Origin of the sequence: Hornefia butyriciproducens, from assembly GCF_009695915.1 — a bacterium.
In the GTDB taxonomy this organism is placed as follows: Bacteria; Bacillota; Clostridia; order Peptostreptococcales; family Anaerovoracaceae; genus Aminicella; species Aminicella butyriciproducens.
In genome coordinates this window covers 176,529-202,450 of sequence record NZ_VUMZ01000001.1, presented here as the reverse complement: position 1 = coordinate 202,450, position 25,922 = coordinate 176,529, and the positions used below count along the sequence as shown (strand labels likewise).

At 51.8% G+C, this 25,922-nt stretch carries 28 protein-coding genes; 19 read left to right on the top strand and 9 right to left on the bottom strand.

All coding sequences use genetic code 11. The annotated features are described in order from the left end of the window. Positions 1 to 15 precede the first annotated feature (15 nt). Positions 16 to 834 carry an Mrp/NBP35 family ATP-binding protein gene (locus FYJ64_RS00895; protein ID WP_154573366.1) on the top strand — a complete coding sequence of 273 codons (819 nt, stop codon included), beginning with the start codon at positions 16 to 18 and terminating at the stop codon, positions 832 to 834. A gap of 22 nt (positions 835 to 856) precedes the next feature. Next, positions 857 to 1,837: an alpha-hydroxy-acid oxidizing protein gene (locus FYJ64_RS00890; RefSeq protein ID WP_154573365.1), complete on the top strand. Its 981-nt coding sequence runs from the start codon at positions 857 to 859 to the stop codon at positions 1,835 to 1,837. A 71-nt stretch (positions 1,838 to 1,908) separates the two neighbouring features. On the opposite strand, the gene FYJ64_RS00885 is transcribed toward FYJ64_RS00890, so the two are convergent. Further along, the gene (locus tag FYJ64_RS00885; protein ID WP_154573364.1) at positions 1,909 to 2,919 is read right to left on the bottom strand and encodes a ribonuclease H-like domain-containing protein; all 1,011 of its coding nucleotides are present in this window, start codon (positions 2,917 to 2,919) and stop codon (positions 1,909 to 1,911) included. A gap of 336 nt (positions 2,920 to 3,255) precedes the next feature. Between FYJ64_RS00885 and proC the strand changes: the two genes are divergently transcribed. The 15 genes from proC to FYJ64_RS00810 all read left to right on the top strand — a co-directional run bounded on the left by proC (position 3,256) and on the right by FYJ64_RS00810 (position 14,591). Beyond that, entirely contained in the window at positions 3,256 to 4,068 is an 813-nt protein-coding gene (gene proC, locus FYJ64_RS00880; RefSeq protein WP_206045491.1) for a pyrroline-5-carboxylate reductase, read from the top strand. 83 nt (positions 4,069 to 4,151) lie between these two features. After that, positions 4,152 to 4,709 (top strand): NUDIX domain-containing protein, encoded by a 558-nt coding sequence (locus tag FYJ64_RS00875; RefSeq protein WP_154573362.1) that lies wholly within the window; start codon positions 4,152 to 4,154, stop codon positions 4,707 to 4,709. Between the two features lie 49 nt (positions 4,710 to 4,758). Next, positions 4,759 to 5,646 (top strand): tyrosine recombinase, encoded by an 888-nt coding sequence (locus tag FYJ64_RS00870; protein WP_075714821.1) that lies wholly within the window; start codon positions 4,759 to 4,761, stop codon positions 5,644 to 5,646. A gap of 15 nt (positions 5,647 to 5,661) precedes the next feature. Further along, positions 5,662 to 6,195, top strand: a complete 534-nt coding sequence (locus tag FYJ64_RS00865; protein ID WP_154573361.1) for an RNA polymerase sigma factor — start codon at positions 5,662 to 5,664, stop codon at positions 6,193 to 6,195. Then, positions 6,188 to 6,847: a DUF4367 domain-containing protein gene (locus tag FYJ64_RS00860; RefSeq protein ID WP_154573360.1), complete on the top strand. Its 660-nt coding sequence runs from the start codon at positions 6,188 to 6,190 to the stop codon at positions 6,845 to 6,847. Before FYJ64_RS00865 ends, FYJ64_RS00860 begins: the two co-directional genes overlap by 8 nt. 208 nt (positions 6,848 to 7,055) lie before the next feature. Continuing rightward, positions 7,056 to 7,478 carry a hypothetical protein gene (locus FYJ64_RS00855; RefSeq protein WP_154573359.1) on the top strand — a complete coding sequence of 141 codons (423 nt, stop codon included), beginning with the start codon at positions 7,056 to 7,058 and terminating at the stop codon, positions 7,476 to 7,478. Between the two features lie 69 nt (positions 7,479 to 7,547). After that, entirely contained in the window at positions 7,548 to 8,654 is a 1,107-nt protein-coding gene (locus FYJ64_RS00850; RefSeq protein WP_154573358.1) for a hypothetical protein, read from the top strand. A gap of 40 nt (positions 8,655 to 8,694) precedes the next feature. Beyond that, entirely contained in the window at positions 8,695 to 9,195 is a 501-nt protein-coding gene (locus tag FYJ64_RS00845; protein ID WP_154573357.1) for a hypothetical protein, read from the top strand. A gap of 100 nt (positions 9,196 to 9,295) precedes the next feature. Then, a complete protein-coding gene (locus tag FYJ64_RS11290) occupies positions 9,296 to 9,454 on the top strand; it encodes a hypothetical protein (RefSeq protein WP_206045490.1) in 159 nt (52 codons plus the stop codon). A gap of 317 nt (positions 9,455 to 9,771) precedes the next feature. Next, a complete protein-coding gene (locus FYJ64_RS00835; RefSeq protein WP_154573355.1) occupies positions 9,772 to 9,996 on the top strand; it encodes a hypothetical protein in 225 nt (74 codons plus the stop codon). Positions 9,997 to 10,171: 175 nt separating this feature from the next. Next, the gene (gene rplS / locus FYJ64_RS00830) at positions 10,172 to 10,519 is read left to right on the top strand and encodes a 50S ribosomal protein L19 (RefSeq protein WP_075714836.1); all 348 of its coding nucleotides are present in this window, start codon (positions 10,172 to 10,174) and stop codon (positions 10,517 to 10,519) included. 149 nt (positions 10,520 to 10,668) lie between these two features. Beyond that, positions 10,669 to 11,529, top strand: a complete 861-nt coding sequence (gene ylqF, locus FYJ64_RS00825; protein WP_154573354.1) for a ribosome biogenesis GTPase YlqF — start codon at positions 10,669 to 10,671, stop codon at positions 11,527 to 11,529. Continuing rightward, complete coding sequence (locus FYJ64_RS00820; protein ID WP_154573353.1) at positions 11,526 to 12,191, top strand: ribonuclease HII; 666 nt, start codon at positions 11,526 to 11,528, stop codon at positions 12,189 to 12,191. Before ylqF ends, FYJ64_RS00820 begins: the two co-directional genes overlap by 4 nt. 17 nt (positions 12,192 to 12,208) lie before the next feature. Next, positions 12,209 to 13,888, top strand: a complete 1,680-nt coding sequence (locus FYJ64_RS00815; RefSeq protein WP_154573352.1) for a formate--tetrahydrofolate ligase — start codon at positions 12,209 to 12,211, stop codon at positions 13,886 to 13,888. A gap of 64 nt (positions 13,889 to 13,952) precedes the next feature. Next, on the top strand, positions 13,953 to 14,591 hold the full coding sequence (locus FYJ64_RS00810) for a cyclodeaminase/cyclohydrolase family protein (RefSeq protein WP_154573351.1): 639 nt from the start codon (positions 13,953 to 13,955) through the stop codon (positions 14,589 to 14,591). 115 nt (positions 14,592 to 14,706) lie between these two features. On the opposite strand, the gene FYJ64_RS00805 is transcribed toward FYJ64_RS00810, so the two are convergent. From FYJ64_RS00805 to FYJ64_RS00770, 8 genes are all read right to left on the bottom strand, one after another. Continuing rightward, on the bottom strand, positions 14,707 to 15,849 hold the full coding sequence (locus tag FYJ64_RS00805) for a DHHW family protein (RefSeq protein WP_154573350.1): 1,143 nt from the start codon (positions 15,847 to 15,849) through the stop codon (positions 14,707 to 14,709). A gap of 21 nt (positions 15,850 to 15,870) precedes the next feature. Further along, positions 15,871 to 17,274 carry an MBOAT family O-acyltransferase gene (locus tag FYJ64_RS00800; protein ID WP_154573349.1) on the bottom strand — a complete coding sequence of 468 codons (1,404 nt, stop codon included), beginning with the start codon at positions 17,272 to 17,274 and terminating at the stop codon, positions 15,871 to 15,873. Then, positions 17,264 to 17,785, bottom strand: coding sequence for a DUF4358 domain-containing protein (locus FYJ64_RS00795; RefSeq protein ID WP_154573348.1), 522 nt, complete (start codon positions 17,783 to 17,785; stop codon positions 17,264 to 17,266). Before FYJ64_RS00795 ends, FYJ64_RS00800 begins: the two co-directional genes overlap by 11 nt. Further along, positions 17,785 to 18,582 carry an SGNH/GDSL hydrolase family protein gene (locus FYJ64_RS00790; protein WP_206045489.1) on the bottom strand — a complete coding sequence of 266 codons (798 nt, stop codon included), beginning with the start codon at positions 18,580 to 18,582 and terminating at the stop codon, positions 17,785 to 17,787. Before FYJ64_RS00790 ends, FYJ64_RS00795 begins: the two co-directional genes overlap by 1 nt. A 35-nt stretch (positions 18,583 to 18,617) precedes the next feature. Then, entirely contained in the window at positions 18,618 to 19,691 is a 1,074-nt protein-coding gene (gene leuB / locus FYJ64_RS00785) for a 3-isopropylmalate dehydrogenase (RefSeq protein WP_154573346.1), read from the bottom strand. After that, the gene (leuD, locus tag FYJ64_RS00780; protein ID WP_154573345.1) at positions 19,688 to 20,191 is read right to left on the bottom strand and encodes a 3-isopropylmalate dehydratase small subunit; all 504 of its coding nucleotides are present in this window, start codon (positions 20,189 to 20,191) and stop codon (positions 19,688 to 19,690) included. Before leuD ends, leuB begins: the two co-directional genes overlap by 4 nt. Before the next feature lie 2 nt (positions 20,192 to 20,193). Next, complete coding sequence (gene leuC, locus FYJ64_RS00775; RefSeq protein WP_154573344.1) at positions 20,194 to 21,456, bottom strand: 3-isopropylmalate dehydratase large subunit; 1,263 nt, start codon at positions 21,454 to 21,456, stop codon at positions 20,194 to 20,196. 97 nt (positions 21,457 to 21,553) lie between these two features. Continuing rightward, positions 21,554 to 23,260 carry a 2-isopropylmalate synthase gene (locus FYJ64_RS00770; protein ID WP_154573343.1) on the bottom strand — a complete coding sequence of 569 codons (1,707 nt, stop codon included), beginning with the start codon at positions 23,258 to 23,260 and terminating at the stop codon, positions 21,554 to 21,556. Between the two features lie 458 nt (positions 23,261 to 23,718). Here FYJ64_RS00770 and ilvB point away from each other — a divergent pair, with 458 nt between their 5' ends. Both ilvB and ilvN read left to right on the top strand, forming a co-directional pair. Further along, positions 23,719 to 25,380: a biosynthetic-type acetolactate synthase large subunit gene (gene ilvB / locus FYJ64_RS00765; RefSeq protein WP_154573342.1), complete on the top strand. Its 1,662-nt coding sequence runs from the start codon at positions 23,719 to 23,721 to the stop codon at positions 25,378 to 25,380. 12 nt (positions 25,381 to 25,392) lie between these two features. After that, positions 25,393 to 25,905 carry an acetolactate synthase small subunit gene (gene ilvN / locus FYJ64_RS00760; RefSeq protein WP_235897065.1) on the top strand — a complete coding sequence of 171 codons (513 nt, stop codon included), beginning with the start codon at positions 25,393 to 25,395 and terminating at the stop codon, positions 25,903 to 25,905. Positions 25,906 to 25,922 lie beyond the last annotated feature (17 nt).

The window sequence follows — 25,922 nt, the reverse complement described above, 5'->3', positions numbered from 1 at the left end:
TAAAGGAGAAAAATTATGGCAGATTGTAATCATGATTGCGGCAGCTGCGGAGAAAGCTGCGAAGAACGTCAGGGAGGAATCCCCAAGGCACCGATGAACAGTGAGTCCAAAATCCGCAAGGTGATCGGCGTGGTCAGCGGAAAAGGCGGCGTCGGGAAATCCTCTGTCACATCCATGCTGGCAGTGGCTGCGTCTCATCTTGGGAAGCAGGTCGCCGTGATGGATGCTGACATTACCGGTCCGTCGATTCCGAAAGCCTTTGGAATCACTGATAAAGCGATGGGAAACGATGAGATCATTCTCCCACAGGCCACAAAGGGCGGGATTAAAACAATGTCCATAAACCTGCTGCTGGAGAACGAGACGGATCCGGTGGTCTGGAGAGGTCCGGTGCTGTCTAACGTTATCCAGCAGTTCTGGAGCAATGTCGTATGGGGCGATATCGACGTCATGTTTGTGGATATGCCGCCCGGAACAGGAGATGTGGCGCTTACAGTTTATCAGACTCTGCCGGTGGACGGAATCGTCATTGTGACGTCTCCTCAGGAACTTGTAGGAATGATTGTGGAGAAGGCGTACAAAATGGCGGAGATGATGAATGTTCCGGTTCTGGGAATCGTGGAGAACATGTCGTATTTCCGATGCCCGGACTGCGGGAGCGAGCATGCGATCTTTGGCGAAAGCCATGTGGAAGAGGTCGCAGCCTCATATGGAATTAAAAATATCGCGAAGCTGCCTATCGACCCGGCGCTGGCTGCTGCCTGTGACAATGGAACCATTGAGGATTACCGCACTGACGCGATGGACCGCCTGGCTGACGCGCTGATCCGCTAGCAGAAGGGAGCTGAGAAACAATATGGAAGGTTTCTGCAAGATGTGCAGGATCTGCGACGGCAGAGCCTGCGGGAACACGATTCCGGGTCCGGGCGCCAAGGGCGTTGGCGATACAGCAATCCGGAACTACGACAAATGGAAGGAGATTCGTGTCAATATGGACACGATCTGTGAAAACAGGCAGCCGGATACGACGCTGGAACTTTTCGGCAAGAGGTTCCGATTTCCGGTTTTCGCGGGACCGGTGGGCGCTGTGGAACTTCATTACGGCGACCGCTATGACGACCTCGCCTATAACAACATTCTGATTCCCGCTGCCCGGGAGGCCGGCATTGCAGCCTTTACAGGTGACGGAATGAATGAGCAGGTCATGATCTCCGCATGCAGCGTCATCGGCGAGAACGACGGCTTTGGAATTCCCACGGTCAAGCCTTGGAATGCGGAAATGGTGGCGCAGAAGATGGAACTGGTGCGGCAGTCCGGCTCCTTTGCGGTGGCGATGGATATCGACGCTGCGGGACTTCCGTTTCTGAAGAACTTCCAGCCGCCGGCGGGAAGCAAATCCACGAAGGAACTGACGGAAATCATCCGGGAGGCGGGCGTACCCTTTATCGTTAAAGGCGTTATGACGGTGGCAGGAGCGAAAAAGGCGGTGGAGGCGGGAGCGTCGGCCATCGTTGTGTCTAATCACGGAGGCCGTGTTCTGGACCAGTGTCCCGCTACGGCAGAGGTTCTGGGGCAGATTGCCGACGCCTGCGGCGGCGCTGTGAAGATCCTGGTAGACGGAGGGATCAGAAGCGGCGTGGATATTTTCAAGGCTCTGGCGCTGGGCGCGGATGCGGTTCTGATCGCCCGACCCTATGTCTGCGCGGTTTACCGGAAGGGTGCACAGGGCGTGGCAGAGCTCACCGAGCGTCTGGGCGCAGAACTGGCAGACACTATGGCCATGTGCGGCGCAGCATCTCTTTCGGACATCTGCAGAGAGATGGTGTTCCGCGGATAGATGGCAATACAGAAAACCGCCTTACGGTATCGCACCGGGGCGGTTTTTTGTGAATGCGGCGGCGTGTGTGCCTATCGGCTGAGCCGGGGACCGATCTGCCTGAGAAAGGCGGATACAAAGGCGTTGATTTCAAGGTAGTTGATTCGGTCAGCCTTTTTCAGAATCAGATATCCACTCTCAAAGGCAGGGTATTTTTCCAACGTCTTCATCGATTCCTCCCCCAGAATTCTCCGGGCGTCGATAACCGGAATTCCGGGCGCGGCCTTGACAGCAGGGAAATTCACCTCGAGGATTCCACTTTCCCGTGACATCATCAGGCTGTAGGGCTGCTCCGGGGTGGGGAACAAAATATAATCCACCGCGTTTTTCCGTTTCCCGGCTCGCAGATCCAGTCCGCCGTCGCCGGCCCGCAGCTCCCGAACTGTGAAATCGCCTGCACCGAAACCGAGGGAGAACATTGCACGATGAAAGTCTGTCTTTTCGATGACGGGGAGCAGCTTCCCCAGCTGAAGAATATCGTCGTGATTGTGGAGGAGAATTTTCGCTTCCAGCTCCGGATCATGATTCGTCATATACCGCTGATAGAGCCGGACGCTGTCATAGCCGCTGATTTCGTCTTTGCGGCCGGTGTCAAGTCCCATGAACCGCTCTACGTTTTTCTGCGCCAGAGAGCCAATCGCAGCCTTCAGGTCGGAATGGTAGTGGAGAACCATATAGAGATCCAGATCGGCCATGTTCAGCGCGCCGGTGTCAATTCCATAGCGTGCGGCGCGGGTCCGCAGAAAAGGGAGGTCAAAGGAACGGCCGTTATATGTGACGATCAGATCACACTCGGCAAGATCCCGGACAGTCGCCCGGATCACCTCCGGCTCGTCTCCGGACCGGTCAGAAAAATACTGGGTTGCAGTCGCTTTTCCGCCCGTACGGAGCCGAAGAATACCGGAAAGGATCAGGCTGTCCCTCTTCGGGTAAAGGCCGGTTGTCTCAATATCAAATACGGCGATTTCTGCGCCGGCGGTATACAGCGAAAACGCCCGGCTACAGAATGGCTCAGTTTGAACTTCTTTTCGTATTGTTTTCATTAGATTTTCTCCGGTAAACAAAATAGACCGCAGGGGTGCAGTCTACTTTGTTCAAAAGGGGTATTGGGATTAGAGATTAATGAGGTTATCAGGGGGATAACCACGATTTAATTATATAAGATTAGCACCGGAATTGCAAGAGCCAAAAGATAAAAATCAGTTTTTTTAGTTAGTTTTTTTCGAAAAAACGCTATTCCCAATAGAGTTTACGAGTGATATAATATTGTAAAGCAGTGTCGGCAGATTACCGAATGTGCACTATGTATTATTGATATTTCAAGCATATTCGATGAATGAACACGTATTAAAGCAATTGAAAACGAGGTAATGGTTCGCATGAAATATGGATTTATCGGCGTGGGAAATATGGGCGGCGCGATTTTGCGCGGGCTCCTGCATGCGGGAGCGCTGAATCCGGAGGACGTGATGGTAGCGGGGCGAACTCCCGAACGTTCCGCGGAACAGGCGCAGGACTTCGGTGTGAGAGCCGCGGGCAGTCGTGCGGCGCTGATCGCCTCCTGCGATGTTATCTTTGTCGGCGTGGAGCCGGGAACCTTCCCGGAGATCCTTCCTGAAATCGCGGAGAATTTCACTCAGGATAAACTTCTCATTTCCATGGCCGCGGGAATCACCCTCGACCGGATAGAGGAAACGCTGGGGACGGATGCGAAGCTCATCCGCATCATGCCCAACACGCCTGCCGGGGTCGGGGAGATTATGGTCAGCGTCAGCCGCAACGGAAATGTGAGTGATGCTGAGGTACAGAGCATTGTAAATCTGCTGAGCAGCATCGGAAAGGCCGGCGAGGTGCCGGAGGAGCTGATTCATGCAGTGATCGGTGTCAGCGGATCCAGTCCCGCGTATACATATATGTATATTCAGGGACTTGCAGAGGCCGGAGAAAAGGCAGGGATGAGTGCCTCTGATGCCCGTATGTTTGCGGCGCAGGCTGTTCTGGGAGCGGCGAAGCTTGTTTTGTCCGCGGACAGAGAGCTTGAGGAAATGATCGACAGCGTCTGCACCCCGGGAGGAACGACCTGCGAAGCGGTGAATTTCCTCAGAGAGCACGGCTTTCGGGAAATCGTAAGAGACGGCGCCGCAGCAGCCATTCGCAAGTCGGAGGCGATGAGCGGCGGAGAGAAGGATTGACGGCTGCCGGAACAGGGAGAGAGCCGGCAGAATCAACAGGAAAAGTAACGGAAATAGGAATAGCAGGAAAGAGAGACGAGACATTGACTTTTGAGGAAAAGACGATTTGTTCTGATATTGTATATCACGGAAAACTGATCGATGTACGCAGAGACATCGTGACTACGGTGGACGGGCAGTCTTCGCGGGAGATCGTGGAGCATGCCGACGGCGTCGTAATCGCGGCACTGAAGCCAAACGGGAATATTATCATGGAGCGTCAGTACAGAAAACCGGTGGAGGATGTGGTCTTCGAGATTCCCGCGGGGAAAATGGATCCGGGCGAGGAGATGGAAGAGGCGGCTCTGCGGGAGCTTCGGGAGGAAACAGGCTACACGCCGGAACATATCCGGTTTCTGACGTCCTCCTGGCCGTCGGTCGGCTTTTCCAGAGAGGTTCTGCATGTCTTTCTCGCGACGGGGCTCCATGCGGGGGAGACGGATTTAGATGATAACGAGGCGATCGATCTTGAGGAGCATCATATCGACGAGCTTTATGATATGGTGATGCGCGGCAAACTCACGGACGGGAAGAGTCAGGTCGCGATTCTGATGGTGAAGGGTCTGATCGACCGCGGAGAGCTGGACGATTATCTGGAATAGAGGTCGGGTCAGGCAGGCCGGGTGAGCCGGCAAAAGAGTGGAGAGCAGTATGGAAGTAGAAAATTTCCTGGAATATATCACGAGCACCAGAAAGGTGTCCCAGAACACGGTCGCGGCGTACCGGCAGGATCTTCTTGCCTTCGGAAGGTTTCTGAAGCAGAACGGAATCGAGCATTACGCGATGGCGACGAACACACAGGTTGTATCCTATCTGATGCAGCTGAAGCAGAGCGGAAAGTCCAGAGCGACGGTAAACCGCAAGCTGGCGTCGATCCGGGCGCTGTACCGTTATCTGCAGGGAAAAGGAGAAATCAGCGAGAATCCCACAGAAGGAATCAAGTCTCCGAAGATTAACCGGAAAGAGATCTCGTATCTGAGCATAGAGGAAGTGGAATCGCTGCTGGCGACACCGGACGATTCCGTGAAGGGAAAACGGGACCGGGCTATGCTGGAGGTGCTCTACGCCACCGGTATACGCGTCAGCGAGATCATCGAGCTGCGGATGTCTGACGTCAATCTGAATATGGGCTTCGTCATGTGCAGCGGGAATCACGGACGGGCCAGAATCGTGCCGATGGGCGGGCCTGCGCGGTCAGCCCTGCAGACATATCTGGATGAAAGCCGTCCGGCGCTGATCCGTGATCAGGAGGACGGCCCGGACAAGCCTTTGTTCGTCAATTACATGGGAGAACAGTTCACACGTCAGGGCTTCTGGAAAATTCTGAAGCAGTACGGAAAAGCGGCGAATCTGGAGGATAAGCTGACGCCCCAGACCCTGCGCAATTCTTTTGCCATGCACATGGTGCAGAACGGAATCGATATGAAATCCCTGCAGGAGCTCATGGGCCACGAGGATATTCTGGCGACGCAGGTGTATTTCGAGCATATGCGCAACCGGATCAAGGATATCTATGACCGGACACACCCCCGGGCCTGAGAAGGGACGCCGACTATGCTGAATGTCTTTTTACAGATTGTAGATACGCCGGAGGAACAAAGCCGATTCGAAGATCTTTATTACAGCTACAGGAAGCTGATGTTTTATATTGCCTCAGAAATACTGCACGACTCGGGACTTGCCGAGGATGCAGTGAATGAGGCTTTTTTTCGTATCGCAAAAAATTTTTCAAAAATTAATGAGGTTCATTGTCCCCGGACGCGGAATTTTATCGTTATTATAGTCAGAAACATTTCGATTGATATGGTCAGACGGGATTCGGCCGGAGCAGCTGCCGCGCAGGAATTCGTGGATACGATGGAGGATACGGCGGCGGAGCTTCCGGAGTCCCGGCTGGAGTTTGCTGAAACAAAGCGTGTGATCCGCGAGCTCCCGGCGATTTATCGCGACGTGCTCCTGCTGTTCTTTGTGGACGGTTATGAAACAAAGGAAATTGCGGAGTTTCTGGGGCTGCACAGGGAGACGGTAAAAAAGAGACTGCAGCGCGGCCGTGCCATGTTGAAGGAGAGGCTTAGAGACGATGAATGATGTCAGAGAAGCGATGCTTCAGGTTTACGCTGAGGAATTTCAACAATTGAAGAGACTTTCCGGAGAACAGCCGGAGCATCGGTTTTCCCGGCGTTTTCAGCGTAGGATCCGCCGCGCGGAGAGGCTTGCGGAGCGCCGTGTACGGACAATGCGTCCGAGGCCCCGAATGCGTCGGGCGGCTCTGGTGATCCTTCTGGTCGCTGCGCTGATGGCCACGTCCATCCTTGCCTTTGCGCTGGTGCGTCCGACGATTTTTACAAAGATTCTGAAGGGCAGGACGGAGTGGCACGTCTCTTACAGACAAGAGGATCCCGATGGACTGGCGAAGGAATTCCGTCCGGTTAAGCCCGAGACGCCTGAAGGATACACGATCAGTGAGGAAATCAAAAATGACCCGTTCTATGATGTCATTTATAAGGATGGGAATAACAAAGAAATAATTTATTCTCAATATACAGTGAAGAATGCAAAAGCTCGTTGGAATTCAGAGGATACAACTTTAAAAAAGATGAAGATAAATGGATATGAGGGATATGGCTGCTATCGAGAACGAAACTGGTGCCTATATTGGAATAATGGATACTATGCATTCGAATTGAGTGGAAACTGTAAGCTGTCGGTCTTGATGAAGATGGCGGAGACATTGGAATAACCTGATTTCTGCTGTATGTCAAGCATTTCGCGAGAAATGCAGAAAAAATTCGAAAAAAATATATTTTCTTGTCCCCGTTCGGCTGTTCTGCGCGTTTATATAGATAGTGTATGCTCATTGGTCTATTGATATTTCAATCATAATCGATGGCTGAGCACACATTAAACGGAACGTATTTTTTCGGATAACATGGAACGGAGGGAAAAGAATGTTACGGAAGATCATTGTGCAAATTATTTGTACATTACTGTTGTTTGGGATGACTGTCACCGTATATGGTGCAGAGATGGAAAGCGAGTTTAAAGAAAATCTTATTGAAGAATTCAAGTACTCCAGATCAACAGTAGTTAAGTTAGAAAAGCAGGGAAAGACGGCCGTATGTTTGGCGCGCATAACTGGAAGAATGGGGGTAACTACTAAATTAACAGTCAAGTGCTCCTTGCAAAAAAATAAAGGAGGTATATGGACCACTGTAGAGACATGGTCAGATTCAACACATCAAATCGTTTTGTCATTGCGAAAAGAAAGAAAAGTGTCTGGCGGAACATATCGTGTCCATGCAGTATTCCACGCATATGCCGGCGATAAAGTCGAGACCATTACAGATAACAGTGGAAAGGTGAAATTCTAAAAAACGATTTATGTCAGGTGATTGGATGTTTTTGAAATAGAAACTTTTAAAATAGTGAGGTGAAAAATCATGAAGAAATTGGGTATTGGTTTATTAGTGAGTATGATTTGTTTGGCATCATCAACAATGTCTTTTGCCAACGAGGAACCGAAAACTTATCAGGATACGGTAAATCTTCAAGCAAATAATGTTGAAGAGATAACGGGAATCAGCGAGATAAATAATAAATTTATAGTAGAACCTGAAGCATACACTATGATTGGAGAAGATGCTAATATTTCAATTCCTAAAAATGCATCTGATGAGGTTATCCTGGATGGTAAAGAAACTGCGCCAATTAGAATGGAACTTCCATTAGAAGAAAAAAACACTAAAGGAATAATGACGAAAAATGGGACGATAATATATTGTGCACCAAATAGTGATATTGATGTAAGTGTACAAGCCCTTACTGAAAATGATAATGGGGTTTTATCCGATGCTGTGCGTAGTATGATTGTAATAAAAAATCAGTCTGCGCCTAAAGAATATTCATTCAATTTCAAATTACAGAAAGGGTGGCGTCTGATAAGATCTGAAGAATATGCCGATTTGTATTCACCAGATGACAAGTCTTGGATTGGAGCAGGATTGATCTTTATTATTAATAAAGATGGTGATATTTTATCAACTATTGATTCTCCATGGGCAAAGGATGCAAACAACAAGACGGTAAAGACATATTATAAATTGGAAGGAAATACGTTAAAGCAAGTTGTTGAATTTGATCAAAATACTGCCTTTCCGCTCATTTTAGATCCCACTCAACATGCTCCAAAATATAGATATCGTACAATGACATTTAAAAATTCTGCAAAGACAAGGAAGCATCTTATTGAGTTGAGGCGAGAAATTAATCGTAGACAAAATTCAACTGTGACAAAAGTGGTTAAATATGTAAATCATGCATTCAGTCTTTTGTCTGAAACCACTGGGATTACAGAATCCATCAGTGTTATAACAAATGGCGCAGATTCCTACTTAGAATATATGGAGGATATGTATACAGAAATACACGAGGATTTTTCAGAGGGGAAAAAGAAAAGCGCTAAAATTACGTATAAAATAATGGGTACTTGGCAGGGAAATAATCGTGGATATGTGTATCGTACATTAAAACGTCCAACCTATAAGTGATAATTTCAACTTGAAAAATATTCTAATAATGGAGGAATTTATGAGGCGGAAAATAATTTACGGAGTATTGGCAGTCGTGTGTATCGTGCTGCTCGCAGTGCTTATTACCATGTACCAGAGGCAGGTGTCGGTCAATGGACAGATGCTCGCCGATGACTTCCGGTATGCGGGATACAGTGCTGTATCATTCGATAAAGTCAGTTCAGACAGGTTGACGAACGGGGAGAAAAAGAAGGCATTGAACAGTTACTGGCTGGCGATGCGTCCTTTGTCCGCGAATATCAACCGCGTCGCAGAGTCGGGTGCATACAGGGAATATCGAATGGACGGTCTGGAAGAATTTCTGATTGAACTGAATGAAGATCTGGGTAACCCTGCGAAATACGATGCGCTAATACGCACAATAAAGAAGGTCAATGTAAACCTGGAGCGCATAGGTGAACAAAGTAGATCGGGCTATAATTTCCGGGGAGATCCGGAGAACATACGGAAGTACATCTCGGAAGCCGAGAAGGAGTGCAGGGCATATACAGGCCGATGAATATGCATATCGAATTTTTGCGGTAGAAAATAATGAAACGCGAAACACTGAAGCGGCAGTAATTGAAAATAATATAGGGAAAGCGGAGATTAATCAGAATTTGCAGGAGAATGACAATAAAATTTTGGCATTGGGCGAAGATACTGATATTACTTTCCCTAAAAGTGGTAATGGAATAATCACAGTATCCTCTGATGGCAGAAATGTTACCAAAATGGCATTGCCAGATGATGCCTCAAAACTAGCAGCTACTATTTGACGTAGTCCGGAGTTAAGAAGTTGAGAAATAAATATACGGAGATGGGAACGAGAGAACTTTATGAAGGCTTGGTCGCATGTGCTGCATCAATGAAAAATCCAGTTGCAGGAGCAGCCACTACCTTTATATTTGCGAACAAAGTGTACGGTGGATTGAAATATAACAGTTGGAATGTTATCTAAAAAAAATTTTCGAAAAAATATGCCAAGGTATGTGTGGTATTCAGGTGGAGAAACGGAGGTAAAAACAGCGGATATATACCGCATAAGGAAACCGTGGAGTATGTTAGTAAAAAATAAGGGGAGGAGTAGCAACCAATGAAAACGACCAAAGAAAAAGATAAGACTTATTTGAAAGAGAAATCCTATTGGGTCAGGAGATTTATCGCCGGCGAGATTTTGTTTCTGCTGTTCGTGATTCCATTATTCATTCATATGCCTTCTAAGCTTACATTGTATTACATCGCGGTACCGTTCCTCGGAGGAACGGCGATCAATATTTTGTGGACCTGGATCGACATAAAGCGTTACAGGGCAAAGTAGAAACTTCAGCGCAGCCTGACACCGCCGCAGATGAAATTTTTCTTGCATCGGCATCGGCGATATGATATACTTATGAGGTATTACGGGCGTTCCTCTGAATGATGCATCCGCAGGATGCGTAGAGTAACTCGAGGGCATTTAAGAACGTCTATGAGGGAAGGAGGATATCATCATTATGAATGCAATAGATGCTGTGACTCAGGATTACCTGAAGAAGGACATTCCGGAATTTGGTGTCGGCGATACCGTTCGCGTACACATCAAGATTAAGGAAGGAAACAGAGAGAGAATTCAGGTCTTTGAGGGTTTCGTGCTGAAGCGTCAGAACGGCGGAATCGGAGAGAGCTTCACCGTCAGAAGAATCGCATCAGGCGTCGGCGTTGAAAAGACATTCCCGCTTCATTCACCATGGGTTGAGAAGATCGAGGTCGTTCGCAAGGGCGATGTCAGAAGAGCAAGGCTCCACTACATGCGTGGCAGAACAGGAAAGTCCGCGAAGATCAAATCAAAGGAAAGCAGATAATGAAGGGGGAACCGTAAGGTTCCCTTTTCTGTACTGAAGTAATGACGCAATAATCAGATATAAACTGCCGGTCCGACAGGTTCCGGGCCGGCTCAACGGATATTGACATTAATGAGGACCGACGTCCTTTGAACAGCAGGAGTATCGCAATGAACAGTATCAACTGGTACCCCGGTCATATGAAAAAGACCCGGGAACTGATCCGTGATAATCTGAAAATGGTGGATCTGGTCATCGAGGTCATCGACGCCAGGATTCCGGTTTCCAGCCGGAACCCCATCATCGATGAGCTTGTGGGGGAGAAGCCCCGGGTGATTATTCTGAACAAAAAAGATCTGGCGGATCCTGAAGAGAACCGGAAATGGACTGCCTTCTTCCGAGCTGGCGGCATTCGGGCGCTGGAGATGAACTGTGTCAGCGGCGAAGGGGTTAAAGCTCTGTACGGAGCTTTGTCCACAAGGCAGGAGAAAATCGGGTCCGCCCGCTACAAGCGGCCGATGCGCATGATGATCGTTGGCGTACCCAACTGCGGCAAATCCTCGCTGATTAACCGTCTGACCGGAAAGAAGAGCGCGCGGACCGGCGACCGGCCGGGAGTGACGAAGGGAAAGCAGTGGCTGACCCTGTCCAACGGAATGCAGCTGCTGGACACGCCCGGGATTTTGTGGCCGAAGTTTGAGGATCCCCGCGTGGGGCTGAATCTCGCATATTGCGGGAGCATCCGGGACGAGATTCTGGATACGGCGGATCTGGCGCTGTCTTTTCTAGAGGATATGCAGAACCGTTATCCGGAGATGCTTCGGGAACGCTACCGCCTGGAGGAACTGGGAGAGACGCCGCTGGAGACCATGGAGCGCATAGCGAAGAAACGGGGATTCATTCTGCCGGGCAGGAGAATCGACTATGAGCGGTGTGCCCGGACTGTTCTGGATGAATTTCGCAGCGGCAGAATCGGCAGGATCACACTGGAGACTGCACCGGGAAGCATTACACCGGAGGACGCACTATGAAAAAAGAAGAACGGGAGCAGCGCATGCGGCAGCGGCTCCGGGAAATGAGGCTTCCGGAAGAGGCCTTGTGGGAACAGGGGATCCGGTATATCGGAGGTATCGACGAGGTAGGCCGGGGTCCGCTGGCCGGTCCTGTTGTTGCAGCCTGTGTCGTGCTCCCGCAGGATTTCGACCTTCTGGGGGTGGATGATTCAAAAAAATTGTCGGAGAAGAGGCGAGAGCAACTGTACGGTCAGATCCTGGAACGGGCGGTCGCCTGGGGGATAGGGCGCCGAGGGCCGAAGGTCATCGATGAGATTAATATTCTGGAGGCCACAAAGCTTGCCATGCTGGATGCGGCGGCTGCCGCAGACGAGATGCTCCGGGAGAAAGACGGGAGCACCATAGAGCACATTCTGATCGATGCGCTGAGGCTGGAGGCTCTGGACAAGCCGCAGACTTCCATCATCAGAGGAGACAGCAGCAGTGTATCCATCGCGGCAGCGTCCATCGTTGCCAAGGTGACACGGGACCGGCGGATGATCGAGTATGCGGAGGAGTATCCCGGATACGGCTTCGAGAGAAATAAAGGCTACGGTACAAAGGCGCACTACGAGGGAATCCGGGAGCACGGGGTGACCCCGATTCATCGGCGCAGTTTTTTAAAAAATACCGGCTATTAACCGGGGAAGGAGAAAACATGGAAATCAAAACCGATATCGAAATCGCACAGGCAGTGGAAAAAAAACCGATTCTGAACATCGCGAGGGACGCGGGTATTGATGAAAAGTACGTGGAGCTGTACGGAAATTATAAGGCGAAGATCGATTACAGCATCCTGGAAGAAAAAAAGAATGAGCCGGACGGTAAACTGATCCTGGTGACGGCGATTTCTCCGACTCCGGCGGGTGAGGGAAAGACCACCACATCAGCGGGACTTGCAGACGCTTTTCACAGACTGGACAAAAAGGTGATGCTGGCGCTGAGGGAGCCTTCTCTGGGCCCCGTGTTCGGCATCAAAGGCGGAGCGGCGGGCGGAGGCTACGCCCAGGTGGTTCCGATGGAGGATATCAATCTGCACTTTACCGGAGACATGCACGCCATCGGCGCTGCGAACAATCTGATCGCCGCCATGCTGGACAACCACATTCAGCAGGGAAATGCGCTGAACATTGATCCCCGGAGAATCACATGGAAACGCGCTGTGGATATGAATGACCGTCAGCTCCGCCATATTCTGGACGGAATGGGCGGAAAGGCCAGCGGAGTTCCGAGGGAAGACGGATTCGAGATTACGGTGGCCAGCGAGGTCATGGCGATTCTTTGTCTCTCCCATGATATAGAAGATCTGAAGGATAAACTTTCCAGGATTATTCTGGGGTATACATATGACGGAGCACCGGTTACTGTGGCGGACATCAGGGCACAGGGAGCGGCGGCAGCGCTGCTGAAGGACGCGCTGAAGCCGAATCTGGTGCAGACCCTGGAGCACACGCCTGCATTTGTACACGGAGGACCCTTCGCAAATATCGCTCATGGCTGCAACTCGCTGATGGCGACGAAGATGGCGCTCAAACTGGCAGACTACGTGGTTACGGAGGCGGGTTTCGCTGCGGATCTCGGCGCGGAGAAGTTCGTGGACATCAAGTGCCGCAAGGGCGGGCTGAAACCGGATGCCTGTGTTTTGGTCGCGACGGTTCGGGCGCTGAAATACCATGGCGGCGTACCGAAGAAGGATCTGAACGAGGAGAATCTGGAGGCTCTGGAAGCAGGGCTGCCTAATCTTCTGCAGCATCTTGAGAATATCCGGGAAGTCTACGGCATTCCGGCGGTTGTGGCTCTAAATGAGTTCCCGACGGATACGGAGGCGGAAGTCCGTCTCGTTGAGGAAAAATGTCGGGAACTGGGCGTCAACGTGGTTCTCAGCCAGGTATGGGCAAAGGGCGGCGAAGGCGGTGTTGATCTTGCGAAGGAGGTCATCCGTCTCATTGAGGAGGAAGAGAATCATTTCAGTTTCACATATCCTCTGGAAATGACCATCCGCGAAAAGGTTGAGACCATTGCCAGACGTGTATACCATGCGGACGGCGTGATTTACGAGAAGAAAGCGGCTCAGTCCATCGATCAGCTGGAAAAACTGGGTTACGGCAATCTTCCGATCTGTGTGGCGAAAACCCAGTTCAGCTTCTCGGACGACCCGTCTCTGTTGGGTGCGCCGGAGGGCTTCCATATTACGGTGACAGAGGCGAAAGCGGATGCGGGAGCAGGCTTCATCGTAGTGAAGACCGGAAATATCATGACCATGCCGGGATTGCCCAGGGTACCTGCGGCGGAGAAAATTGACGTGGACAACTCTGGCAGGATCACCGGACTGTTTTAACTCGCACAGCAGGCATCGGGCATACATCAGACAGATTACATCAGAAGGGAAGAATCAGATAATAATGATCACAGACAGCAGTTGCAGAGAATTTGTTGAAATACTCTCCAGTAAGGAGCCGGTACCGGGAGGCGGGAGCGCGTCAGCGCTTCTGGGCGCGATCGGGACGGCTCTGGGGAACATGGTCGGCCACCTGACCGTCGGGAAGAAAAAATACGCTGCGGTAGAGGACGAAATGCACGACATGATGGATCGCTGCGAGAAGATTCAGCATGACATGCTGAATCTGGTGGAACGGGATGCAGAAGCCTTCACACCGCTGGCGAAGGCCTACGGAATGCCTCGCGATACAGAAGAACAGAAGCGGGAGAAGGAGAGGGTTATGGCCATCGTGCTTCAGGATGCGTGTGCAGCGCCTCTTGAGATCATGCGGAAATGCTGCGAGGCCATCGACATGTGCGAGGAATTCGCCAACAAAGGAAGCCGGCTCGCGATCAGTGATGCCGGCGTAGGTGTCGTATTTTGTAAGGCAGCTCTTCAGGGAGCTTCGCTGAATGTGTTTATCAACACAAAAGCAATGAAGGATCGGGAGAGTGCTGAACGAATCAATGATGAGGCGGACAGCATGCTGTTCGAGTATACGGTCAAGGCGGACACAGTGTATGCCCAGGTACAGGCGAGCCTGCGGGGCTGGGATGACTGAGCCTGCGAAGAGCCTGAGATACGGAAGGCCGGTACGGCGGAACGGGAGGTGATGTCTCCGTCGCTGCTCCGGCCTTTTGTCATATCATTCGCATCATTCCTCGTTCGCCGTCACTTCAGTCACTGAGCATCATCTCCAGGGAATCGTCCTGAAAGAAGGTATTGGCGTTGTAGAGGAACAGTATTTCATCTACTTTATAGGCGTCGATGAGGTCACCGATATCCTCGAAGAAATAGCGGGGATCCACGACGATGATTCTCCGGTAGTTCTGGGACAGAAACGGGATAAAGCTGTTGGCATAGCTGTCCTTAATCAGCAGCAGTGTCCGGTTCGCGGTTCCGGGAGTCTGAATCGTATACATCGGATGATTGCTTCCGCCGAACACGGTATAGGCATCCTTCTTCTTCAGATTGTCAAGCTGATAGAAGTGGGTTGTCTTTTTCTTTGTGTCAGCGTAGTATATCACGGAATTGCGGTAATTCTGCCGGCTGTCGGGAAGGTAGATTTTAATCGCGTCGTCCCTGCCGTTGACAAATCCGCTCTTGGAACAGAGAGTTCCTCTGAAGTCGTTTTTGACGGCGTAGCCGTCGTAGGCGGTTTTGTTGTCTAGCTTCATTTTCTTAGCGGCGGTACGGTATGCGAGATAGGCTCCGTCACTGGTCCAGTGGTGGTCGGTCCGGTAGTAGAGTTGCGTATCTTCCTTCGCCCTGCGGAAAGCGTCCCGAATGTCTATTGTCGTGTAGCCGAAGCTGTGGAGATCGGACAGAAACGAGTCCATGTATCTGTTCTGGTCAGCCATACGCACGGTGGCCGGAAGCTTGTCGGAAAGAATGTTCGCAGCATTCGGCGCCAGCAGGAAATACATTTTCACGTTGCTGTGCTGACGGCTGAACTGGCGCAGCGCGTTTTTTGTATAGACAAAGTGCTTGTTCGGCGTGCTGATCTCCTCCATAAGGTAATGATCCCTGCAGCGATATACTCCGTTGGCCTCCAGTTTCCCTTCTGTGACGTCCGCGGCGGATTTAATACGGATGAAGCCGTTCCGGAGCAGGAATTGGTCGTTCACATAGTTTTCCAGCTTTGTTTCATAGCGGCCTTCCATGTATTTTGAGACTGAAAAGGACGGCAGCGTCTGAAGGACCCGGTTCTCCACAGCGGAAAAGGTTTTGTCCGGCAGAATGAGATTCAGCAGGAACACCGCCGCCAGACAGACGACGAACAGAAGACCGGTTATTCTTGTGTAGGAACTGTTTCGCATAGTGACCGCCTCCCAGAACTTTTAAAATCTGAAGTACAAAAACGGATTATATGAACTGTAAACCAGGTACGCTACGGACAGAATGAAAACTGCGAAAATGCAGATCACCGCCGCAACGCGCCGATCCTCCGCAAAGCGTCGGAAACGTTCCATGGGTCGGGGGCCTGAAAGCACACAGGAAAGAATCAGGAGGACCAGATTGGTGCGCAGCAGATACAGAGTCTTCACATTGGCGAAGGCGAACCGGCCGACGCCGAACATGACGCCCAGATAATGGACCGCCGCGGACAGATCGCTGCTGAAGAAGAAGACCCATCCGATCAGGACCACCAGCATAGCGTACAGATGCTGAGCCCACGCCGGACTTTGTTTCAGAGCGCTTCCGAAGACATATTTCTCCAGGATCAGCACGACTCCGTAATATAGCCCCCAGAACACAAAATTCCAGCTGGCGCCGTGCCACAGCCCGGTCAGAGCCCAGACAATCAGCAGATTCAGGATATGGCGGGGAACTGTGACCCGGTTGCCGCCCAGCGGTATGTAGAGGTAGTTCCGGAACCATCCGGACAGAGACATATGCCACCTGCGCCAGAACTCCGTGACGCTCCTGCTGATATAGGGATAGTTGAAATTCTCCAGAAACTCAAAGCCGAACATACGGCCCAGGCCGATGGCCATGTCAGAATATCCGCTGAAGTCGAAGTAGATCTGCAGTGTGTAGGCCAGAGCACCGATCCAGAAGGAGAGAACCGAGGCCTGGCTGTCCGGCAGGTTCAGGACCAGCTGGTGCAGCGCGCCCAGGTTGTTGGCCAGGAGCACCTTCTTTCCGAGACCGAGCATGAAGCGCGTCGCGCCCTGACCGAATTTCTCCGGATTCGTCTCGCGGTATGACAGCTGACTTTCGATGTCGATGTACTTCACGATGGGACCGGCAATAAGCTGCGGAAACAGTGCCAGGTACAGAGTGAAGTTCAGGAAACTGCTCTGGGGTTTTACTTTGTCCCGGTACACGTCGATGATGTAAGACAGCGCCTGGAAGGTGTAGAATGAAATGCCGATGGGCAGGGACAGCGCGGTATAGGAAATATGGGAATGAAAGATCCCGTTCACGGTGTCCATCAGGAAGCCGAAATATTTGAAGAAGCACAGGATGAAGAGGTTCATCACCAGCGCGAACAGAAAGTCCCGCTTTCCGGAGCCGCCCTTTCGCCTGTTCTGCGCGATCAGATGCGCCATGAAATAATTGAAAAAGGCACTGTAAATCATCAGGAACACATAGACCGGCTCTCCCCAGCTGTAAAAGACGAGACTGAAAAGCAGCAGAACGATGTTCCGGGCGAACAGATATTTTTTCGGCACGAGGAAATACACGGCCAGAAGGATCGGCAGGAAGCAGAAGATGAATACGATACTGCTAAAGAGCATGACGGAACACCTCCTCATACCGGTCAGGATTTTTGTCCACGCAATAGAAAATATAGTTTCCGCGTTTGTATATGATGGCGTTTTTCAGCATGGCGACCTGAGACGGCCCGTAGCCTTCAAAGGTCCTGGTCTGATCTGCGATGCGCCTGTCGATGGCGTCCTCCACCGCGGTCAGGTCGTCCCGCCGGTAAACGCGGACAATCAGAACCTCCTGCACTCCGAGAGCCTCCCTGCTCTTGTAATAGATGTAGGAATCGTAGTCAGAGTAATCCAGCCCCATGAACTGCATCAGCTGACGGTTGCTGCACTTCTGCATGGAGGAGAGGTCGGTTCCCTTCCGCAGAGCGGATTCGACGGAGTCCATGGGCACGTCCGGAGCGCCGGAACGGTGGTAGACCGCCGCCAGAAAAAGAATCAACACTATGGAAAGGACAATCTTGGTGATGTCGCTGGCATCCAGACGGCGGAGCCGATCCCCGATATTTTTTTGCAGTCCGGTTACTTTACTCATTACAGCCCCGCTTTCAGAATCATGTTGTTCAGCCACATGACATAATAACCCGAACTCACATGGATTCCGTCAGAGCCATAGAATTTCGGATTTTCTTCCAGAATATAGTTGTTGTCGATATATGTGAGATTCATCTTCCGGCACATTCTGCGCAGAGCGGAGTTGAATTTCCGGTAATTTCTCAGAGATTTGTTCTTCTTCCGGGCCGCCGCGGACGGAGTGGAAATGCTGTTGATCATCAGCTTCGTGGAGGGCGACGTTTTATGGAATTCCTTCAGCAGTGTTTCGTAGCGGACTACAAAGTTTTCTGCGCTACCCCGGTAGTTCCCCATATCGTTCATGCCGAAGGTGAAAAATGCGACCTTCGGATAAGTTTTCGCCGCAGATCGGAACTGCGCGTCGCCGTGCATGACGGAACCTCCCACTTTGTAGAATACCTGAGAGTCACTGAGGAAGCCGTAGGTGGTCAGTCCCTCTGTGATAGAGTCGCCGATCACTGCGCAGCCGTCAAAGATCTGACGGTATTTCGCTTTGGACAGACCGTTTTCCTTTCCGGAGCGTGTGACCGTTACGGGAGCAGTGCTGGAGCCCTCTGCCTCAAGTTTTTTTTCTACAGCGGAAACGCTGGAGAAATCATAGGAGGAAATGAGTTTCAGATTCTCCTTCACCGCGGAATTCCGAACGTCGGCTTTCAGGTTAAAATGAGCCAGATTGAAAACGAAAAGAATCAGAAGAATGAACAGGAGCATTCTTCTGATCTGTCTGGCGTTGATTTTTATTTTTATATCGGGTTTCACGCTTTTCCGCATCATTCTTTCGGGTTCCTTCAAACTCAGATATTGGCGGCGATAAGGTCACCGCACTGTGTCGTAGTCACAGCCTCCGGCGCGCCGCCGCAGAGATCCGCGGTGCGGTGCCCGTCGGACAGGAACCGGTTCACGGCGTCCTCGATGGATTTCGCCTCTTCGCTCAGACCGAAGGTATAGCGGAGCATCATAGCGCCGGAGAGGATCGTTGCAATGGGATTAGCCTGTCCTGTGCCGGCGATGTCCGGAGCGGAACCGTGAACGGGTTCGTACATTCCGAAGTTTCCGTCCGCAAGGCTCGCGGAGGGAAGCATGCCAATTGAGCCTGTAATCTGGCTGGCTTCATCGGAAAGAATATCGCCGAACATATTGCTGGTCACAATTACGTCGAACTGGCGGGGGTTGCGGACCAGCTGCATGGCAGCGTTGTCGACATACAGATTGTCCAGTTCCACCTCGGGGTAGTCCTCGGAGACTTCGGCCACAACTCTGCGCCACAGACGAGAACTTTCCAGGACGTTGGATTTGTCCACGGAAGTGACCTTTCTGCTGCGCTTCATGGCCATATCGAAGGCGACTTTCGCGATGCGGCGAACCTCGCCCTCCGCATACTGTTCCACATCATAGGCGGCCGGACCCATATCGCCGCCGTCCTTATGCCCCTTTTCTCCGAAATAGATGCCGCCGGTTAGTTCACGCACGACGACGATGTCCAGCCCGCCGCTGATGATTTCCGGCTTCAGAGGGGAGGCGTCCGCCAGCTGATCGAAAACCATGGCGGGACGGAGATTGGCAAACAGTCCGAGCTCCTTGCGCAGGCCCAGAAGCGCTCTTTCCGGCCGCTGATCGCCGGGCACATTATCCCATTTGGGGCCACCGACAGCGCCCAGCAGCACTGCATCGCTGGCTTTCGCTATACGGACGGTTTCCGCAGGAAGGCATTCTCCGACCGCATCGATAGCCGCGCCGCCTGCCGGAACATCGGTAAAGTGAAAATTATGTCCGAATTTCTGTCCGACCTTTTCCAGTACTTTGATGGTTTCCGCCACTACCTCGGGGCCGATTCCGTCGCCTCTGACCACTGCGATATTATAGTTCATTCTGCTTTCTCCTCCGTTCTGTTTCTGATGCTGTTCATCAGGCCGCCCGCCCGGATGATGTTCTGAATGAACGCAGGGAAGGGCAGTGCCCGGTAAGTCTCGCTCTTTGTGATATTGGTAATGACGCCGGTGTCAAAATTCACGGAAACCTCATCTCCCGCCTGAATCTTTTCGCTTGCCTCCGGACATTCCAGAATCGGAAGGCCGATATTGATGGCGTTGCGGTAGAAGATGCGGGCGAAGGTAGAAGCGATGACACAGCTGATGCCGCTTGCCTTGATGGCGATGGGGGCGTGCTCCCGGGAGGAGCCGCATCCGAAGTTCTCGCCGGCCACCATGATGTCGCCGGGGTGGACTTTATGCACAAAGTCCCGATCGATGTCTTCCATGCAGTGGCTCGCCAGTTCCTTGTCGTTCTGCGTGTTCAAGTAGCGGGCGGGGATGATCACGTCAGTGTCGACGTTGTCTCCGTACCGATGTACAAATCCTTTTGCTTCCATTTCTATCTGCTCCTTTCCGGTCCGCTGATTTTTCCTGCGACAGCGGATGCTGCGGCAACGGCTGGGCTGGCGAGGTAAACCTCGGAAGTGGTATCTCCCATGCGGCCGACAAAGTTGCGGTTGGTCGTCGCGACGCATCGCTCGCCGGCGGCCAGAATCCCCATGTGTCCGCCCAGGCAGGGACCACAGGTGGGTGTTGAGACGATGCATCCCGCATCGAGGAAAATGTCGATATATCCGGCGTGGATGCTGTCCTTATAGACCTGCTGGGTGGCCGGAATAATGATGGCACGAAGACCCTTTGCCACGTGCTTTCCCTTCAGGATTTCAGCGGCAGCCTTCATGTCCGACAGCCTCCCGTTAGTGCAGGAGCCGATGACGACCTGATCGATGGGGATGTTCCCGACTTCATCAATGGTTCGGGTGTTCTCCGGCAAGTGGGGGAAGGAGACGGTGGGCCGGATCTCGGACAGATTGATTTCATATGTCTGCTCATATTCCGCGTCAGCGTCGGCCTCATATACAGTGTAGGGACGGCTGACCCTATCCTTCATATATTCCTTTGTTATGTCATCCACCGGGAAAATTCCGTTCTTTCCGCCGGCCTCAATGGCCATGTTGCAGATACACAGGCGATCCTCCATAGAGAGGGAGGCAACTCCCGGACCGGTGAATTCCATAGATTTATACAGAGCGCCGTCCACGCCGATCAGTCCGATGATATGCAGGATGACATCCTTGCCGCTGACAAATTCGGAGAGTTGGCCGGTCAGATTGAACCGAATCGCCGGAGGAACCTTGAACCAGGCTTCGCCGGTGGCCATGCCCGCCGCCAGATCGGTAGAGCCCACGCCTGTGGAGAATGCGCCCAGAGCGCCGTAGGTGCAGGTGTGGGAGTCCGCGCCGATAATGGCTTCTCCCGCACAGACCAGCCCTTTCTCCGGGAGGAGGGCGTGCTCGATTCCCATCTCTCCTACGTCATAGAAATTCTCTAGGTCGAAGCGCCTGGCGAAGGTCCTGCATTTTTTACACTGCTCCGCGCTCTTGATGTCTTTGTTTGGGGTGAAGTGATCCATGACGAGAGAAACTCTGCTCCTGTCGAAGACGCTGTCAAACCCCGCCTTATCGAACTCATTGATGGATACCGGACCGGTGATGTCATTTGCCAGCACCATGTCCAGCCGAGCATTGATCAGCTGCCCCGCCGCCACATGATCCAGACCGGCGTGAGCGGCGAGGATCTTCTGTGTCATTGTCATTCCCATATTGAGTAATTCCTTTCTTTATACTCGTATATGCTCTGCGGCGGCTGCCGGAAACGGCAGGCCTCCGAAGCATAAAATCATTATATAATATTCTGCGCTATTTGACCATATGTTCTTTCTTATTCATGCGGTTCAGAGCACTGACCAGTGCATTGACCGCGGCCAGCGTTATGTCATACTGTGTTCCCACGCCCCAGTATTCGTGACCGTCCTTGTCTGCAATGCAGATGTAAGCGGCGGCTTTGGAACTGGAGTCGGTGCTGATTGCGTGCTCCGTGTAGGTGATGAACCGGTAGTCGAAGTTATACGGCGTCTTCTTCAGACCGTTGGCGACGGCATCCAGACGGCCGTTTCCTTCTGCATCGATGTTATAGACTTCACCGTCGATGACCACTCGCATCCGGACCGCAACGGTTTTCTCACCTTCTTCCTTTGTAGAGGAGAAATAGCTGAAGGTGGCGTCTGTGATGTCCAGCGGCGAGAAAAAGTTGATGTATTCCCGGGAAAAAATGTCGAAGATCTCGTCGGAGGACAGTTCCTCATGGGTATGGTCGGAAATTCCTTTCATCATATATCCGACCTCGGCGCGCATTGCCTTGGGGATATCGAAGCCGTGGTCGCGGTTGATGATGTAGGCGACTCCGCCCTTGCCGGACTGGCTGTTGATACGGATCACGTCGCCGTCATACTGGCGTCCGACATCGTGGGGATCGATGGGCAGGTAAGGAACCGTCCAACGTGTCGGGTCGGTTTCCGCTCGCCACTTCATACCCTTGGCAATTGCATCCTGATGAGAGCCGGAGAAGGCTGCGAACACCAGGGAACCGCAGTAGGGACGGCGCGGATCGACTGTCATATCTGTGAATTTCTCGAACATCTCTACCGCTCTCGGCATATCGGAGAAATCCAGCTCGGGATCTACGCCGTGGGTGAACATATTCATAGCCAGCGTGACGATGTCCACGTTTCCGGTGCGTTCACCGTTGCCGAACAGGGTGCCTTCAATGCGGTCGCCGCCGGCGAGCAGCCCCAGCTCTGCGTCCGCCACGCCGGTTCCCCGGTCATTGTGGGGATGCAGGGACAGAACTACGCTGTCTCTGCTGTGCAGGTTTTTGCTCATGTATTCCACCTGGTTCGCGAATACATGGGGCATGGACATTTCCACGGTCGCCGGCAGGTTGATGATGACCTTGTGCTCAGGCGTGGGTTTCCAGATATCGATGACGGCGTTGCAAATCTCCAGCGCGAACTCCGGCTCTGTGCCGGTGAAACTCTCGGGAGAATATTCAAATTCGAAGTCAGTGTCCGTGTATCTGGCTGCGATTTCATTCATCAGTTCCGCACCGTCGGTGGCGATTTTAATGATTTCTTCCTTATCCTTGCGGAATACCTGCTGTCTCTGGGCAAAGGATGTGGAGTTATAGAGATGAACCACGGCGTGCTTTGCGCCTACCAGAGATTCAAATGTTTTTTCAATAATATGGCGTCTGGACTGCGTCAGTACCTGCACAGTCACGTCGTCCGGAATCATATCCTGCTCAATCAAAGTTCTCAGGAATTCAAATTCGGTATCTGATGCAGCGGGAAAACCCACTTCGATTTCTTTGAATCCGATCTCGCAGAGATAGGTGAAGAATTCCAGTTTCTGTTCCAGGTTCATCGGAACGATCAACGCCTGATTGCCGTCACGGAGATCCACGCTGCACCATCTGGGAGCCTTCTCAATGTGATCCTTCTTCACCCAGTCGTATTCATTGACTGGCGGGACAAAATAACCGATTCTGTACTTGTCATAATTTTTCATTTCAAAACCCTCCTGAATACAAATAATCGCCTCTTTGCGATTATCCATCTGATCTAACCGTAAAGAGACGAAAACGTTCATTATAATAAAGTTTCCGCGGTACCACTCTTTTTGACTGCCGCGTCCATCAACGCACAGCCCGCTCGTTTGGCATGCTCGGGGGTGAGACACCGGCGTGTTTCTGCAGCATTTCACCGTACTGCTGCTCTCTGTGAGAAACCTGAAACCGGTTTATTCCCGTCTTGGCAAAACTTGTTTACATTTGGTTGTAACAATAATATAATGTATAGCAAACTCTTTGTCAACAGCAAATCGGTGAAAATTGTGTATGAAATTAGAAAATGAAATATTTTTTTGTGTTTGATTACAAAAAGTGGTTGACATTTGTTAGCGATGCTCTATAATAGAGTTGCGCCTCAAGGAGAGGCGGAATTTAAGGAATAATCAGGAGAGGTAGTATGAAACTGACAGGGGCTCAGATAGTAGCAGAGGTTCTTCTGGATCACGGGGTCGATACCGTTTTCGGATACCCGGGCGGAGCGGCTCTGAACATCTATGATGAACTGTATAAATACAGCGATCGCATCAGGCACGTCATGACTGCGCACGAGCAGGGAGCTTCCCATGCGGCGGACGGCTACGCCAGAGCGACGGGCAAAACCGGCGTGGTCTTTTCCACCAGCGGGCCCGGCGCGACGAATCTGGTGACGGGCATTGCCACCGCGTATATGGACAGCATTCCGATGGTGGCGATCACATCGAATGTGGACAACAGTCTGATCGGACGCGACGCTTTTCAGGAAATTTATATCGCAGGAATTACAATTCCGATCACCAAGATGAATTATTTCGTGAACGATGTGGATGATCTGGAGATGACTCTCCGCAATGCGTTCCGTATCGCGAACAGCGGAAGAAAGGGACCGGTGCTGGTAGACATCACCAAGGATGTGACGGCTGCAAAAACTGAGTTTACCAATAAGCCGCCGCTGCCTCTGGATCCGAAGCCTTCTCCCACAAAGGAAGAACTGGCGGAGGCGGTTCGGCTGATCAACAACGCAGAGAAGCCGGTGGCGTACATCGGAGGAGGATGTATTTCCTCCAACGCCTGTGAGGCGGTGAATGAGCTGATTTCCAGAGCGGATATCCCGGCGGTGCATACGCTGATGGCGTCCGGAATTGTCAGCTACGACAACGAACTCAATCTGGGTCTTGTGGGGATGCACGGCACGGTGGCCGCAAATCGGGCTATCGATCAGGCGGATCTGATTATCGCACTTGGCGCGCGGTTCAGCGACCGGGTAGCCCTGAACCCTAAGAAATGGGGAAGAAGAGCGCGGATTCTGCAGATCGATATCGACGCCAGCGAGATTAACAAAAATGTTCACATCGATAAATGTTGTGTCGGCGACGTGAAGGAAATCCTTGAACGGATGCTGGAATATGTGGATAAGGCACAGCATTACGAATGGCATGAACGCGTCTGCGGATGGCGGACCAAGGAGCGGGTCAGGAGAACGCTGAATCACGGTATGGATCCGAAGGAGATTCTGGAGGCCATCAGCACCATGTGCGACGATGACACCATCTATGTGACCGATGTCGGTCAGCATCAGATGTGGGCGGCTCAATACCTGAAGTTTCGTAAGCCGAAAAAGTTCCTGACCAGCGGAGGTCTGGGAACGATGGGTTTTGGCTACGGTGCGGCGATCGGGGCTCAGATGGGCAAACCGGACTGCCGGGTGGTGCACATCACCGGCGACGGTTCCCTCCATATGAATATGAACGAGGCCTGCACAGCGGTCAGTGAAAATCTGCCGGTGATCACGGTAATCTTCAATAACAGCGTGTTGGGTATGGTTTACCAGTGGCAGACGATTTTCTACGGCGGACGTTACTCCAGTACGGTGCCGCATCGAAAGACGGATTACGTCAAGGTGGCGGAGGGCTTCGGCGCTCACGGCTATCGGGCGGAGAACATCGAACAGCTGAAGGCGGCTATGGCAGACGCGATGAAGCAGGACGGACCATCCTGGATCGAATGTGTAATCGAGCCGGAGGAACGGGTGCTCCCCATGATTCCGGGCGGCAAGACTGTGGAAGATATCATTGTGGAATAGGAGGACGCGGAGATGGCAAAGGAAATGAAAAAGAAAATCGTCAGCGTTCTCGTGGATAACCTGCCGAATGTCATGACGAGGGTCGCCAGCGTTCTGGGAAGGCGCGGATTCAATATTGATACGATTACAGTATCCTCTACGGGAAATCCGGACATCACACGAATTACCATGGTGTTTAATGTGGAGGAGGAGGTCGCGGATCAGATTGTCGCACAGATCGCCAAGATGGAAGTGGTGAAGTCTGTATCCGTACTGAATCGGGAGAAAACGCTGTATCGCGAGCTTCTTCTGGTCAAGGTCAACGCGATGCCGGATCAGCGGGATTCGATTAAGAATATCGTTGAGGTTTACCGCGGCAGCATCATCAATCTGACCACCACATCACTTGTCATCGAGGTCACTGGGTCGCCGGAAAAGCTGGATGGATTCATGGATCTGATGGATGAGTTCGATGTCGTGGACTTCTGCAGAAGCGGCGTGACCGCCGTGGAGCGGAACCTGCAGACCGATCACGGGCTGGAATAGGCGAAGCCCGACGGATT